The sequence below is a fragment of the Winogradskyella litorisediminis genome, assembly GCF_042675765.1.
Lineage (GTDB): Bacteria > Bacteroidota > Bacteroidia > Flavobacteriales > Flavobacteriaceae > Winogradskyella > Winogradskyella litorisediminis.
Map to the genome: position 1 here is coordinate 204,841 of NZ_JBHTJL010000009.1, position 16,819 is coordinate 221,659.

The following is a 16,819-nucleotide window of genomic DNA, read 5'->3' on the forward strand; positions in this document are numbered from 1 at the left end:
ACAATTCGTATTTTATGTTGTAAATATATATTTATAGCGTAAGATATAGGTTTCATCTATATCAAAATAGGTTTAGATAACGTCAGAAGGTCTAATTTAAAAGGGATTGCTCTACCCTTAAATTGAAAAAGAATTACTCGCTTTTTCAGTGATATTCGTTAGTTTATTAAGATAGAAAAACAAAAAAACTAAATTTTTATAATTAATAATTTGGTTTTTATAGGATAAAATTAAAGCAGCTCTATACCTAAACCATTGTCTCTGCAAATAATTAATAACAGACCTTTTTTGATGTTTTTTAAACTTTGATCAACTGGAGATACGTTAATTTTACTTCAATCATAAAATCTATAATTAATGAATACGATTTTTACTAGAATTACCGTCTTATTGCTAGCTATCCATTCGACAGTCCTCTGTCAAACATTACCTACGGATATAAGCTTTAACAACAACTCATGGACTGAAAGTAGTTCTGGAGTTTCGCTGACGGGAAATGAATACACCATTACTGGCGTTTCCAACGGAACTAGAGGCGTATATTTAGACGTACCTGTTTCTAACACATATAATATTGTATATATCACCGCAGAAATTGAAATTACAAACATTGTCTATGGTGATCGCGTTTTTAAAGCTCCTCGAGTTAAAATATACGAAGGAGGCACTTCTTCTCTTTTAATTGCAGAAAACTTGACAGAGCATCCAGAAGGAACATTTTATAAAGTTGGTGTGGCTGTAAAAAAGTATAATAATTTAGGTATAAACTCACTCAGAGTTGAGTTTGTAATGCAGAGTGCTACAGGAACTATGAAAATTAAAAATCCTGAGATAACCCATATTAAACCTGCCATGGAATTCGCATTTCCGTATGCTGTACCTGCAAACCCAACTTATACTTTAGACATCGACACTAATAGTAAACACGTTTTTAATAATGATTTGCTTTCGTCAAATTCACATTTTAGATTTTTAGAAAATCAAGGCGGATACTCATGGAGTTCTCCAGAAACACTTCAAATTATTAATGATTGGTTTCCGCAAACTAACTTTAGATTTCCAGGTGGTACAGTAGGCAATTATTACAATTGGACTACAGATAAATATCACCCACAAGGCTCTAACGGTATCACGATAAATAATCATAGTACTACCTTTGAATTTGGCTATCCTGGATATAAGGATATCTGTTTAACTACAAATGCGTCGTCTACCTTAATGTTTGATGTATTAATAGATTCGCCAACTGATTCTAAAAACAGATACCAAAGTCGATTAAATGATGGCTTGGACGTAAAATGGATTGAATTAGGAAATGAAAATTTCTTTTCTGACCAACAAGGCGGTAATGTAACTGACGTAAATTCATATATAGCTCATACTACTGATATGGTCACACAGTTAAAGATGGTAAATCCAAATGTAAAAGCAGCAGTATGTCTAGAAAAAGATTATTATTATTCTGGAAGCTGGAACGAGACTATAAAACAATATACGCAAACAGATGATTATTTTGAAGCAGCAACGTTTCATAATTACAATAATTCAAATGCCTTTTTATATAGTGGCTCAACGGTATATCGCATGATGAATTCGTATAAAATCACAGAAGAGCGTGTTGCAAAATTTGGCACAAATTTTCCAGGGAAATCTGCATTAGTTACAGAATGGGGCGTTTTATCAGATGATATCCCTGTTAATTTCACTCAAACTTTAGCTAGTGCCGATGTATTTTTAGCATTAGAAAAAGGAAATCAAGAAGGAATTGTAGAGCAAGCCGGAATTCATATGCTATGGAAAAACAACAGCTACTCAGAATCTACATTGACCTTTTTAGATGGCGGACAAATGAAATTATCTGCATTGGGTGTCATGTACTCCTCTTTGTTTGATGTATTTAAAGACAACGAGGTTTACGACGCTTACAGCTCGGGTCCAGAATTGGAGACTGGTTTAGATGGTATGTACGCTAAAGCGGTAAATACAGGAACAGAATATAAAATATTTGCAGTAAACAAATTACCGGTTGCAGCAACTTTAAATTTTAAAATTGATGGTGTTGCTTACGATGGCAACTATACTATTGAAACCTTTAGTGAAGACATTACGGCTGAATTAACGACAGCTTATGCAGATAATTCCTCACCATGGAATTCTAACACCCAAACCGCTACAGCAGGAAATTTAAATATACCTGCATATAGTATTAATATTGTTACAATCGCTAATACTTTAGGCACTGAAGACCTAACGACAACAAGCGATGTTTTAGTTTATCCAACTTTAACTGAAGGTCTGGTTAACATCAACTCAAAAACTAAAATTAATACGATTCAATTGTACAATACTCTAGGTCGTAAAGTTATGAGTATAGATTCACCGTCAGATAAAATTGATGTCTCAGCTTACAGTAATGGCCTTTATTTTTTAATTATAGAATCTAGCGACAACAAAATCACAGTTGAGAAAATCATCATAGATAAATAGCGCAACCATACTTTTTAAGAATAAAAAAACCAGAGACATTAATCTCTGGTTTTTTTATTTGAGTTATCTCGTTTTAACACTACAACAATTCAACAATTAAGCATTCTTACAGCGAATACTTGGTATATTATTAATTGCTCTTCCCTGTTAAAATATCCTGAACGGAAGTTTCGTCATCTTTCTTATCGACTATCGAGCCAAAATCCGTGTCGGTTATTTTTCTGAACTCTTCTAGAGACTTATCGTTTTTTGAATCTTTCATTAAGTCCTTTAATTGCTCCTTTAATTCCGATACAACGCTAGCGTATTGTGGATCGTTAATAACATTATTCATCTGTTGTGGGTCTTTCTCTAAATCATAAAGTTCCCAAACATCAATATTATAGTAAAAATGAGCTAAAGTATATTTTTGAGTCCTAATACCGTAATGCGGCTGAACATGGTGCCAATACGGAAACTCGTAATAATGATAATACATCGCTTGCTTCCAATCGTTCGGTGTGTCTCCTTCTAAAATAGGCACAAAACTTTCGCCTTGCATTTTCTGCGTGGTATCAATATTTGCTAATTCTAACAATGTAGGTGCAAAATCAATATTTGTTATGATGTCATTATTAACACTTTCTGGCTTAATCATTTTTGGATAACGCACCATAAATGGCATTCTTAGCGATTCTTCGTAGATAAATCTTTTATCAAAAAAACCATGCTCTCCTAAATAAAATCCTTGGTCTGAAGTTAAGACTATCACAGTATTTTCTGTCAGATTATTATCATCTAAGTATTTAAGTACTCGACCAATATTGTCATCTACAGACTTTACACAAGCCAAGTAATCTTTAATGTAAGTTTGATACCTCCATTTTTTTCCTTCTTCAGCGGTCATTCCTTCGGGTTGTACAATCTCTCCTGGTTTTGCACCATAAAATGCCCATTTAAGTTTTTCTTTTCCTTGAAGTCCTTTAGGCTCTTCAAACTTCATGTCCCGACGAGAAAAATAATCCATGGTCATTTCTGTATCTCCTGCAGTTAGTTCTCTTCCTTTATAATCGTCGTTAAAATTTGAAGGATAAGGCATTTCGATATCTTCCCAAAGCTGCTCATATTTTGTGTCTGGCTCCCAAGGTCTATGTGGTGCTTTGTATTGGAGTACCATCATAAAAGGGTCATCTTTTTTACGCTCATTTTCTAACCATTCCATGGCAAAATCTGTGCTTAAATTGGTTGAATAGCCTTCTACTTTTTTATCTTCACCATTGATGTTGTATGTCGGATTCCAGTAGTGTCCTTGTTGTCCTGCGGAATTATGATATTTAAACACATCAAAACCTTTTGGTTCTGTTCCTAAATGCCATTTTCCAAAGAGAGAGGTTTGATAGCCATTTTTCTGAAACTCTTGTGGAAAGGTCCACTGACTAGCATCGAATTTTCCACCGCTTTCGTTTTTATAATAACCGTTAAGATTGCTATAATTACCTGTTAGAATTGCAGCTCTCGATGGCCCACATATAGCATTTGTACAAAGTACGTCTTGAAACAACATGCCTTCTTTGGCAATTCTATCGATATTTGGTGTAGGCGCGATATCTTTATAAATGCCACCATAAGCGCTAATGGCTTGCGTGGTTAAATCGTCGGCCATGATGTATATAATGTTCGGTCTTTCGGTAATTACAGGTTTAGAAGATTGGTATGCAATAGCCTTACCTGTCTCCTTACAAGACACGAGTAAAACTCCACATATTAAACCCAATTTTAATAGCTTATTCATACTATTTTGCTTTATCAAGTGTTATCAATTCCGCTACAGAAATTGTTGTTGTTTTAAGTGAACTATCGGCAGACGAATTTCCAGTCATTATGGTAAAATCTCCTGGTTCTACGACAAAGTTGAAATCTTTATCGTACATCGCTAAACTCTCTGCTGTAACAGCAATATCTACTGTTTTAGTCTCTTCTGCCTTTATCGCGACACGCTTATACCCTTTTAGTTCTTTTACCGGTCTTGTGTAAGAACTAATATTATCTCTGATGTATAGTTGAACAACTTCTTCTCCATCTACATCACTGGTGTTTGTTACATCTACAGATATTGTAATTGCGTCTTCTTTATCATTGAACTGTATTTTAGAAGCTCTTGGTTCTGAAAATTCGAATTTTGAATAACTTAAACCAAAACCAAACGGGTGTAATGGCTTCTTTTTCTCTGTATTGTATTTATGAATAAAAGCCGTTGGTTTGTGATTATAAATCATTTGTAGTTGTCCTACACTTCGTGGAATGGTTAATGGTAATTTACCTGAAGGATTTACTTTACCAAATAGTATTTCTGCTGTAGCTTGGCCTGCAAATGCACCACTCTCCCAAGTATTTACAACTGCTGCTGCACGTTGCTCTAACCATGGTTCTGCAATAGGGCTACCACTGACGTAAACAACAATAACTGGCTTATTAAGCTCAAACATTTTATCTGCCAACTTCATTTGATTTCCAGATAATTTTAGAGTAGCTCTATCAATATTCTCTCCGGTAGTCTTACGTTTCCAGTCATGACGAAAAGAATTTTCTCCAAGCACTAAAACAATCATATCGGCACTACGAGCTTGTTGTTTTGCTTTTTCGATATTTTCTTGTGTAATTTCCTTAGACCTGTCACCAGAATCGAAATAATTAATTTTATAACCATTAGTCTCTCCAAGCTCTGTAATGCCTTCTAACATGGTAACGATATTCTCTTCTGGTTGAGGAGAAACCCAATCGCCTAGTGTCGTTTGGTTATTGGCATTTGGCCCAGTAATAAAAATGGTTTTGCCGTTACCATTTTCAGAAAGTGGTAATGTGTTATTTTTATTTTTTTGAAGTACTATGGATCGTCTCGATTGCTCTAAAGCATTCTCTTGGTGTGCTTTATTAAAGTTAAAATCCTTAGCTTTTTCTACTTCTACAAAAGGATTTTCAAAAAGTCCCAATTTAAATTTGGCTTCTAATATTTTACGACAGGCTTCGTCTACTCGTTGTTCTTCTACACGACCTTCGTTTACTAATTCGGTTAAAAGCGTATCGAACAAAATACCATGCATGTTCATATCCATGCCTGCATTGACTGAGAATTCTATAGATTGCTTAAAATCTTTAGCTACGTTATGCCAAAGTGCAATTCTTGAAATATCGTTCCAATCACTAACATAAAAACCATCGAAGCCCCAACGTTCTCTCATTAATTCTGTCATCATAAACTTGTCCATATGACCTGGCATTCCTGCAACTTCGTTATGTGCTGCCATTATAGAATACAAATCCGCCTCTTGAACGGCTCTTCTATAAGGCGGAAGAAAAACCTCGAATAAGGTACGTTTAGATACATCTGTTGGAGATGCATTAAGTCCATTTACAGACTGACTTCCTGCAATTAAATGTTTGGCACAGGCAATGACCTTGTCGTTTCCTGTAAAGTCATCAGTTTGTAAACCTTTTATGGTTGCCACGCCCATATTACCTACTAAAAATGGGTCTTCACCAAAGGTTTCTCCTGTTCTTCCCCAACGCGGGTCACGGAGTACATCTATGTTTGGTGTAAATGACCAATGCATACCGTTGGCTCTCATTTCGAGTGCAGTTTGTCTGCTTCCTTCTAAAATTAAATCATCAGCAAAAGTCGCAGCTTGAGAAATTGGTGATGGATAAATTGTTGAGCCACTTACAAGTCCATTTCCATGAATGGCATCAATCCCGATTAATAGGGGAATTTTTAATCGGGATTTTTGAGCCAAACTCTGTAAATAGTTTGCTTCTTCTGCAGTTACAACATGAAGAAATGAACCTATTTTACCAGCTTCTGCAAGACGGCCGACACTATCGCTACGAACGCCAGGATAGAAACCAAGGGCATCATTTTTTTCTAATTCTTCTGGTGAGATTTTTGCCTCAGCCTGTTTCATATGTTCTAAGCCAACATATTGGCACATCTGATAGATTTTCTCTTCTAATGTCATCCTAGACATTAAGTCTTCGACTCTGTCTTCAACGGATGCTGTTGCATCTAAATAAAGAGGATTTGCATCTGAATTAGCCGTTTTAGAATCGCTACAAGCAGTTAATAGTACAATGAAAAATATGAGTACTTTAATAGTAATAGTTATAGAGTTGCTATTTTTAAATTTCATTTTTATTCTTAAAAAATTAATATCCAGGGTTTTGATCAGCTTCAGAAATAGATTCGTTACTATTTATCTCATCCGAAGGTATTGGCATAAGCATATTCTTTACGCTTATTGGATAGATATAATCTCTATTTCCTAAATTTGGTTGTGTATTATGAAGGGTTATTACCTCATCTAAAAAGTATTCGTAGCCGCGTCTTCGTGTGTCGTACCAAGAATGTCCTTCGGCAAGTAATTCGTACTGGCGCTCTCTCATGATTCGCATCCTAAACTCGTCTTGTGTCATTCCGCTCCAATCGGCAGGCTCAGCTACTACTCCACTTTCTGTATTTCTAGCTCTTGCAAGCACCTCGTTAACGTACTGATAAGCATTTGTTGGCCCATTAAGTTCGTTCTCTATTTCCGCGAGCATTAAAAGAACATCTGCATACCTCAGCTTATAAAAGTTTCTTTCGGTTGTTGTACCATTGTAGCTCGGGTCTGTATATTTTCTAATACAAGCAAAACCATTGTTGTTATTGGTAATTGTTGGATATAAATTTTGACTGCTTCCGTTTGCTCTTGTATAACTTCCGTAGTAAAAAGTTGCATCCACTCTAGGGTCTTGTTCTGTATATTCATTTACGTGTTGATCAAAAACTTCTTTGTTAGGTCGTATTCTACCAAACGTATTCACATTGGGAAAAATGTTATTAGGATTAAACATTCTTATAGCATCGGAGCTTCTGCGACCACCTTCACTTGTATACTGAATCTCAAACATGGATTCCGAATTATTTTCGTTACTTATATCGAAAAGTTCTGCATAAGTACTCACTAAACTATATTTTCCAAATACTTCTATAGCTTCATTATAAGCAGATTGCCAAAGCGCAGGATTGCCATTATCTTCTCCTGCTAATTGCATATAAACTTTTGCTAAATAAGTATTAGCGACATATTTTGCTGGCCTAGATGGATTATATTCACCTAAATCCGGCAGTAATTCTTTAGCCAATTGCAAATCTGAGATTATTTGTGTGTACACTTCTTCTTTAGTGCTTCTTGGCGTATTTAAGTTATCTGAAGTTGCAGGCTCTGTTTTTAAAGGAACTCCGCCCCATAATCTTACCAAATCAAAATAAGTTATACCTCGAAGCAAATAGGCTTGACCTAACGATGTATCTCTATTGTTTAACTCAACTGCTGAGTCTTCAAGATTTTTTATGACAACATTGCAACTATTTATTGTAGAATACATGCCGCCCCACAACTGATTGATATTTATATTCGAAGGTGTTGCATTTAAGCTTGTGGCATCTACATTTGCCACTTGGCTTGACCAAAATTTACCAGACATAGGCATCATTGCGTTAAGCATGCCTGACCCATGATAGGCAAAACTTGAAAATTCGATATACATCCCAGTAACAGCAGATTCTACCGCAGATTCTGTTGTAAATATTTGTTCAGTAAAAAAATCTGTAACAGGTTCTTCTTCTAGGTAGTCTTCACAACTAATAAAAAATACTAGACTAAGAACTGTAAGAATAATGTGTTTATAATTTTTCATAATGAATATTATTAAAAGCTAAGATTTAATGATAATGAAATTGACCTTTGATTTGGAAATGAGTTCCAATCAATTCCTTGTCTACTTGGGTCGAAAGCAAAACTATTGACTTCTGGGTCGTAACCACTATAATTAGTAAGCAACCATAAATTTTGACCCGAAACGGACACATAAGCACTATCGAAGAAGTTAGTATCTTCAACTGGAATATTATACCCTAACGTGATATAGTTAAGCCTTAAAAAACTACCGTCTTCTACAATTCTGTCTGTAAATCCAGTGTTTGGCGCTAAATCGTAACCAACTCTAGGAAACGTACTATTAGGATTTTGGGGTGTCCACGCATTAACATAAGCCTCTGTTCGGATATTATCAGAATTGAAACCACCTGCATAGGCTTCTCTTAGTAAGTTTCCATTGGCGATATCATTTCCATAAACACCATTAAAAAAGAAACTTAGAGAAACTCTTTTATATTCAAGAGTTGAACCAAAACCAAAAGTAAAGTCTGGATTTGGGTCTCCTATTATTGTTCTATCAGCATCGGTAATATTACCATCTCCGTTTTGGTCTACGAGTCTTACATCACCAAGTTGTGGCGCAATTCCTTGGAAAGAAGGTGAGTTTTGTAATTGGTCGGTATCGCTGATAATTCCGTTGGTCTGAAATCCAAAGAATAATCCTGGTGCCTGACCTTCTATAAAAATATTTGCAGGTACTTTAAAGAAGGTACCTCCAGAGATACGTCTTCCAAAATAAGCACTGTAGGTTTGATTTCCGAATGGTGCTGGTGGAATTCCTAAATCTTGAATTTTATTTTTTATGAAAGAAATATTTCCATATACATTGAGATTTAAATCATCTTTTTTAATAACATCAGCAGAGAATGATAATTCAATACCTTGGTTTATAAGTGTACCTTGATTTACAAAAACTGAATCGAAACCGTTTGAAGGTCCAATCTGTCTGTTCTGTAATAAATCATTTACTTCTTTGTAAAAAACATCTCCTGTAAACGTTACTCTATCCCAAAGAGAGACATCGACTCCTGCATTGAATTGGCTAGATGTTTCCCACGTTAAGTCTGGATTAGCTAAAAACGCTGGCACTAAACCGTTTTGTGCACCATTAGAGACATCGCCATATGGCGGGAGATTAAAACCAGTCATTAATGTGTAGAATCTATAGTTAGGTATAGCTTGATTTCCTGTAAGTCCCCAACCTAATCTTAGTTTAAATTCATCTAAACTTTCAACTTTTTTAAGCCATTTTTCTTTATCTACTTTCCATGCTAATGCAACAGCTGGAAAATGACCCCAACGGTTACCTGGTGCAAAACGACTACTTCCATCTGCACGGTAAGTTGCTGTGAATAAATATTTGTTTTTTAAGGTATAATTAAATCGACCTAAAAATGATAATAAAGATTCATTCTCTCTTAATAATACTGTAGGCTGCGTTACCTGAGCGTTACCAATACCATCTGCTCTTAAATCCTTCACTGCAAATCCAGAACCCGTGTTTGCCACTTGTTTAGAAAATCTTTGGTCGACAATTACACCAACAGTCCCGTTGATGTTATGGTTTTTATTAAATCTTTTTCTAAATCGTAATGTATTATCAATGTTATATCTAAATCTCGAAAGGTTTGCAATACCAGCTTCGCCGTTAACATTAGCACCTCTAAAAATCGATGTACCGTACCAAACTTTACGCTCTTTATTTCTATAATCTGTTCCAACACGTAAGTCGTAAGTAAAAATATCTGACAGCTTGTAGTTTAAGCCTAATGAACCTAATAGTCTAATTTCTGTAGATAAATCGTCATAATCAGTAATCCAAGCTCTTGGACCATCTAAATTTTCGGTAAAATCATCTTGAAGACCAAAAAAGTTAGCACTTAAATTTAAAATTGGAGCTCCAGAAATAATTTGTCGTACAAGGTTATTATTGTTACCACCCAAATCTTCTGTTCCTTTTGAAGCTGAAAAATCTCCATAAAACGCCGAAATTTTTGTTGAAAGCTTAAGCTTATCGTTAAGCTGATTGTTTAATTTAATATTTAAGTCTACACTTTTTGTAAAAGCATTTGGTACAACTCCTTCATTTTTTACGTAACCCAATCCAAAATAGTAATCTCCCGTATCAGAACCTCCAGAAGCAGTTAATCTGTGCGTAGTTGTTATAGAACTTTTAAATGTATCGTCGCTCCAGTCCACACCTTCTAGTCTTGGGATAGTGTCTGCATTATCTATCATAAACTGCTCATTGTTTGAAAACTCAGCAAAACTTCCATCAGGATAAACATAAAAGCGTGGCGAAAAACCATTGTTTGCTTGTACGTCATTAAAATAGTTTATGTATTCTCCAGTTGATAGTACATCTATTTCGTTTACAACTTGTCCTGACCTTGTTGTGGTTGAATAATTGAACTTTGCATTACCTCTTTTACCTGTTTTAGTTGTGATAATAACCACTCCATTTGCACCTCTTGAACCATAAATAGCTGTTGCAGAAGCGTCTTTTAATATTTCAACACTAGCTATATCTCTTGGGTTTACGCCTGTAATACCATTTTGAGAAGACAAAGAACTATTTCCTCCTTGTAATGGATCGAGAACATCTTCTGTAGCAGAATCTACAATTATACCATCAATTACATATAAAGGCTCAGTATTACCTGTTAAACTATTTATACCACGTATTCTTATACTCGTTGTGGCTCCAGGCTCAAAACTATTAGCACTCACAGTTACACCCGCAGCTCTACCTTGTATTAAGTCTTGTACTGTTTGCGCTTGCGCAACAGCATCTTCTTTTGGTTTAATTTTTGAAACAGAACCTGTAACATCTTCTTTAGTGACTTGACCATAACCTATAATTACAATTTCATCTAAAGTAGCAGTGTCTTCTTCTAACTTAATTGTTAATTCTGTCTGCTTGTCTACGACTATTTCTTTTGTTTTAAAACCTATATAACTTACAACTAAGGTTGCTGGTATTTTCTCTAAGCTTAAATCGAATTTACCGTCGATATCTGTAATTTCTCCTTTTGTTGTTCCTTTTACCAAAATTGAGGCTCCTGGAAGTGGGAAATTATTATTATCTGTAACTGTTCCTTTTATAGTTGTCTGAGAAAAAGAAAATGCAGAAAACAATAATAGTGCTAGAAATATGTGTTGCTTCATGATTAATAAAGTTAATTAGGGCTAAATTATTTTTTTCTCTGATTACCTAGTTGCAAAAAGCATCATAAAAGGTTTGTTAATTGTCAAACCCATTGTAATACAAGTAAAATTGATGTTTTCGACAGTTAAAACTAAAAGAAATAGTTATCCGAAAGAAGTAGTAATTGAGGTTATTTATCCTTTTTTAGGCTATCAATAAATCCACTCGGCGTCATTCCGTAGAATTTTTTGAAGGATGTACTAAAGTATTTTGGATTGGAAAATCCAGACCTATAAGCCACTTCTTTAATACTTAAATTGCCTTTAACTAAAAGCGACTTTGCACGTTTTAATTTAGTATGAATTATAAAATCTTGAGGTGATAAATCTATAAGTGTTTTTAACTTCATATAAAGTGACGTTCTGCTCATGCCAAAACTACCAGACAAATCATGTACAGAGAAGTTTTCATTTTCGATATTTTCTATAACCTTTTCTTCTAACTGCATAAGAAAATCTTGGTCGTTTTTATTTCTGAAGATTTCTGCACTCTCAACATCACCTTGGTGAATAAACTTTTTCTTCAGTTTATTTTGCCATTTAAGGGTGTTTGTAATTTTTGCTAACAGATATTTAATATCCACTGGTTTTTCTAGATATTCTGAAATTCCTGTTTCGATACTCTCGAGCTTCTGTTCAGAATTTTGGAGTACGGTAAGCATAAAAACCGGAATATGATTAAGGCTAATATCTTCTTTTAATTTTTTGGCCATTTGCATGCCATCCATTTCTGGCATAATAAGGTCTGTTATTATAATGTTCGGGAACATGGTTGATGCCATCTCTAAACCTTCAATACCGTTTTTTGCCTCAAAAACCTGAAAATAATTTCCTAAAGTTCTAGAGAGCACATCACGCAGCTCGTCATTATCTTCAACAATTAAGATTTTACTATCGCTTAATTCTGATAATTCATCTTGGTTTGGTTCTGCTTCAATATCATTTTTAGCCACAGTATTTTCAGCGGAAACAAGACTTTTATTATAGTCTTCTTTTAAGTTTTTTATAAATACAATAAATGTTGTTCCTTTATTTTCTTGACTCGTGAAACTTATAGAACCTTCGGTTTTTTCTAATATCTTTTTTACCATCATTAGTCCTAAACCTGTACCAACACGCTGACTATTTATAACGTTTCGAGCTCTAAAATATCGCTTTAATATATGTTTTTGTTGGTCTTTAGGAATTCCTATACCGTTATCTATAACTTCAAGTTTAAATTCGCCATTGGCAGTTTTTGAAGTATTAATTTGAATTGTCCCACCTTTATGCGAATATTTTATGGCATTAGATAAGAGGTTAAGTATAATCTTATCGAAATTGTCTTTTCCGAAAAACAAAGATTCGTTCCACGTATTATTAAACTCTATTGTGATATCGTGTTCCTCTGTTAAAGGCTTAAAATTATTGATACGTTGTTGAATACTTGCAAAAACATCAATTTCTGTGATGTTGAGATTTAGATTATCTTCTGTTGTCACCTTCTGAAAGTTGAGCATCTGCTCAAAAAGAGAATTTATTCTCTTTACAGTGGTCTTTATTCTTTTTTTGCTGTCTTTTCCTGAGGAAACATCTTCGGTGACATTATCTAAAGAAGAAATTAAGATTGTAAGTGGTGTTTTTATCTCGTGCGTAATGTTATTAAAAAAGTCTATTTGCTCGTCGGCATTTTTCTTTTTAATAATTACACTTGTAAAATGTACGATGGCATATAACAAACCTATTAGTAAAAGCACATAGATGAGATAGGCTTTTTTAGTCGCCCACCAAGGCGCATTAACAGTTATTTGAATATCCCTTACATCACTAGAAACGCCATATTTATTTATGGCTTTGACTTTAAATGTATAATTTCCAGGGTTAATATTTGTGTAAGTGGCTATACTATTACTTCCGGGTTTTGACCAATCTTCGTCAAATCCGTCTAATATCCAAGAGTATTTTAATTTTGAAGACAATCGTTGCGAAACTCCTGCGAACTCTAACTCAAACGAGTTGTTATAGTGTTCTATATTAATATCATCGGTAAGATTTATATGTTTATTTAAGGGTTCTTTACCTGGAAGAATTAATTCGTTAGATAGTTTAAAAGTTTCGAAAACTAGGTTTGGCTTATAGCCTTCCATCTTAATATTTTTTGGATTAAAAGATGTCACGCCATCTACACCTCCAAACGCCAGAGTTCCGTCCTTAAATTTGTAAAAGCTCCCGTAGTTGTATTCTGTACTCGCTAGTCCGTCTTTTTTGTCGTAAACATTTATGATGGTGTCTTTTCCCTTGATATTTAAATTAACAATACCACTTGTAGTACTTGCCCAAATTTGATTGCTGTCTGAAAGTAAAACACCTTGAACCACATCTGAAGGCATTCCGTTTTCCTTTGTGATTTTTTTAACCTCCTTAGTTTCTAAATTATAAAAAACTAAGCCTTCGCCATTAGTTGCCAAAACAAGTTTGTTTTTAGACAGTTGCAACACACTGTTAATCGTCGCGTAGGCTAAAAAACTTTGGTCTGGAATAAGATTTTCTATAAGCCCAAATGTTTCTTTAGAGTGATTAATTCTATAAACACCTCGTCTTCCTGCGGCCAAAATATCGCCATTTTGTAACTCTGTTATGGATTTTATCTGCTGAATAGGATAGGTTGAAACCTGATTATCTTTAGAGAAAACGGTCAATCCTTTTTCAATACCTCCTGCCCAAATATTGCCGTTAGAATCTTTAAAAACTGCATAAGCCTTTTCTATTATATCGGCTTTTGAGTTCTTAGAAATTCTTATAGGTTTAAGATCATCAACATCAATTTTATAAAGCCCTTTATTATATGTGCCAACCCACATGTAATTAGCTCGCAAGGTCATAGCTAATACAATGGCATCATCGCTATCGTTGTTATTACCAAAATTGGTAATATGCTTCCATTTATTTGTCGATTTGTTCCAGACACTAATCCCTTTTTTGGTGCCAAACCATACATTACCTTTATTATCCTCAGCAATAGAACGTGTAAAATTGGCTAAAAGGCTATTCTTATTATTTATTTTGTGTCTAATGTTTTCGAAAATAGCATCGCTAGATTTCAGATAGTTTAAACCTCCGCCATAAGTCGCAATCCATAAAATATCTTCTTTACCATATTCGATGTCGTAAATCCCATTACTAGATATGGAAAATGGATTGTTTGGGTCTTCTGTAAAGTGTGCTATTTTTTTAAATTCAGAATTTAGTCTAAAAATACCTTCGCCGTCCGTAGCCAACAAGATTGTATTATCGCTGTCTTTTATAATATCTGTTATAGCATCTGAAAGGTCGAAATTAAATTGAATCTGAGTTGCTGAACTTGCAGTTAAATCGGTTTTGAACAACTCACCAGATTTTGTTCCAATAAATAATACATCATCAATATTAACTATACTTCTTACATTTTTAATGTCGGCGTTTATTTCATCTAAACTCCTGTCGGTATTGAAAATAAAAGCGCCTTTAGAAGTTCCAAAAACAATTTTTCTGTTAATAGATGCTAGAGCTTCGATGTTATGACCTTCTAATTTTCGATGAAGTTTTTTAGTCTCGTTATCATATTTCCATAGTCCGTTATAAGCTCCTACCCAAATATTTTTCTCTTCATCTTCAATTATAACTTCTACCAATGATGGATTGAGTTCGGATGTACTTTGCACATAATCAAATCGGTCAAAATCTTTATTGTATAGACCAACACCTTTTTCAGAACCAATCCAAACACGCTGTTTAGAATCTACAAAAATCTCCTTAATTCGATTATTTAATATTGAAGGAAGTCCTCTGTAAGAATTGTAAGTGACGTAAGATTTAGAATTATGCTTTAAAACGCCTTCTTCTGAAGCAATCCAGATATTCCCAATACTATCAGACTCAATGCCATAAGTAATACTTGGTGTTGGCGTATTTTTACCAATAAGCTGCTGAAATTCAATAGAACTTTGAGCATTAATGCTTATAATGCAAAAAAGCGTGAACAATAATGTATATCTAATAATTTTCAATCCCTATATTTGATAATAATTAAACCAAATGTAATTATTTTGAAACAAATAAGCCTCTAAAATGAAGTACACAAAGTTTACCTACATATCACTATTACTATTTTCTCTAGCTTTAATTAATTGCAAGAATCAAGAACCTTCTGAAAATCAAGACACAGAAAACAAAAACAAAGAAATTAAAGACGCTACAGAAGCAATAACACCACCAGAAGGTATGGTTCTTATTGAAGAAAAAATATTTTTAAGAGGTGCAAAATCGGGTGATGCTTATGCTATGCCCAGAGAAAAACCTGCACATATGGTAAAGGTAGATGCTTTTTTTATAGATAAAACCGAAGTGACCAATGCACAATTTAGAAAATTTGTTGATGAGACCGGTTATATAACTGTTGCAGAAAGACCGATTGATTGGGACGAAATGAAAAAAGAATTACCACCTAATACTCCAAAACCTCATGATTCTATATTACAACCAGGAAGTCTTATTTTTAATAAAAATGTTGAAGGTGTTGTAGGGATGAATAATTATTCGCAATGGTGGACTTGGAAAATTGGTGCCAATTGGAAGCATCCCGAAGGTCCAGAAAGTAGCATCGAAGGCAAAGACAATTATCCTGTTGTACATATTGCTTATGAAGATGCTCTTGCATATTGCAAATGGGCAAATAGACGCTTACCAACCGAAGCCGAATGGGAATCTGCAGCGCAAGGAAATAATACAGACAATATATATACTTGGGGCAATGAAAAAGAAGAAATAATAAACAAGGCTAATACTTGGCAAGGACAATTTCCTGTAAAAAACATTCCTAGCGATGGTTTCTCGTATTTAGCGCCTGTAAAATCTTACGAACCCAATAGTGCTGGTATTTACGATATGTTAGGGAATGTTTGGGAATGGACTAGCGATATTTATAACGAAAACTACTATATAAATATAAACAGCAATGAGGTTGTTGACAATCCAAAAGGCGCTACGTCTTACTACAATCCACAAAATCCATATCAAGTAGAAATGGTAATGAAAGGAGGCTCGTACTTATGCCATGATAGTTATTGCGCAAGTTATCGTATTTCTGCAAGGATGTCTACCAGTAAAGATTCTGGTACAGACCACTTAGGATTTAGAACGGTATTGAATTTCGCTATGTTAAAAAATAATAAGCCTTAAATCAACTTTTATAAAACAATTGTAATCTGCTATTCTAAATTAAACAATAAGAAAACCTCGTTGAAAAAATCTTGTTCTGATAGTCATAAATCAAAGGTTTAAATGACTTAAAATTAAATTTGAAGAAAATAGAGTTCGAACCGCTGATATAAATTCATTTTTAAACACAATTATCAGTGTTAATAGGGTGTCCGAAG

Annotated in this window: 7 protein-coding genes; 2 read left to right on the forward strand and 5 right to left on the reverse strand. The window is 34.3% G+C overall.

All coding sequences use genetic code 11. The features are described from left to right. Window positions 1-357 precede the first annotated feature (357 nt). Entirely contained in the window at window positions 358-2,487 is a 2,130-nt protein-coding gene (locus tag ACFQ1Q_RS03305; protein ID WP_386127959.1) for a T9SS type A sorting domain-containing protein, read from the forward strand. A 130-nt stretch (window positions 2,488-2,617) separates the two neighbouring features. Here the strand turns inward: ACFQ1Q_RS03305 and ACFQ1Q_RS03310 are convergent, their stop codons facing one another. The 5 genes from ACFQ1Q_RS03310 to ACFQ1Q_RS03330 all read right to left on the reverse strand — a co-directional run bounded on the left by ACFQ1Q_RS03310 (window position 2,618) and on the right by ACFQ1Q_RS03330 (window position 15,451). Next, window positions 2,618-4,258 carry a sulfatase family protein gene (locus ACFQ1Q_RS03310; RefSeq protein ID WP_386127961.1) on the reverse strand — a complete coding sequence of 547 codons (1,641 nt, stop codon included), beginning with the start codon at window positions 4,256-4,258 and terminating at the stop codon, window positions 2,618-2,620. Window position 4,259: 1 nt separating this feature from the next. Next, window positions 4,260-6,650: a glycoside hydrolase family 3 N-terminal domain-containing protein gene (locus tag ACFQ1Q_RS03315; protein ID WP_386127963.1), complete on the reverse strand. Its 2,391-nt coding sequence runs from the start codon at window positions 6,648-6,650 to the stop codon at window positions 4,260-4,262. Window positions 6,651-6,666: 16 nt separating this feature from the next. After that, window positions 6,667-8,199: a RagB/SusD family nutrient uptake outer membrane protein gene (locus ACFQ1Q_RS03320; protein ID WP_386127965.1), complete on the reverse strand. Its 1,533-nt coding sequence runs from the start codon at window positions 8,197-8,199 to the stop codon at window positions 6,667-6,669. Window positions 8,200-8,210: 11 nt separating this feature from the next. Then, window positions 8,211-11,387 (reverse strand): SusC/RagA family TonB-linked outer membrane protein, encoded by a 3,177-nt coding sequence (locus ACFQ1Q_RS03325; RefSeq protein ID WP_386127967.1) that lies wholly within the window; start codon window positions 11,385-11,387, stop codon window positions 8,211-8,213. A gap of 170 nt (window positions 11,388-11,557) precedes the next feature. Beyond that, complete coding sequence (locus ACFQ1Q_RS03330) at window positions 11,558-15,451, reverse strand: hybrid sensor histidine kinase/response regulator transcription factor (RefSeq protein WP_386127969.1); 3,894 nt, start codon at window positions 15,449-15,451, stop codon at window positions 11,558-11,560. 61 nt (window positions 15,452-15,512) lie between these two features. Here ACFQ1Q_RS03330 and ACFQ1Q_RS03335 point away from each other — a divergent pair, with 61 nt between their 5' ends. Beyond that, window positions 15,513-16,622: a formylglycine-generating enzyme family protein gene (locus ACFQ1Q_RS03335; protein WP_386127971.1), complete on the forward strand. Its 1,110-nt coding sequence runs from the start codon at window positions 15,513-15,515 to the stop codon at window positions 16,620-16,622. Window positions 16,623-16,819: the final 197 nt, after the last annotated feature.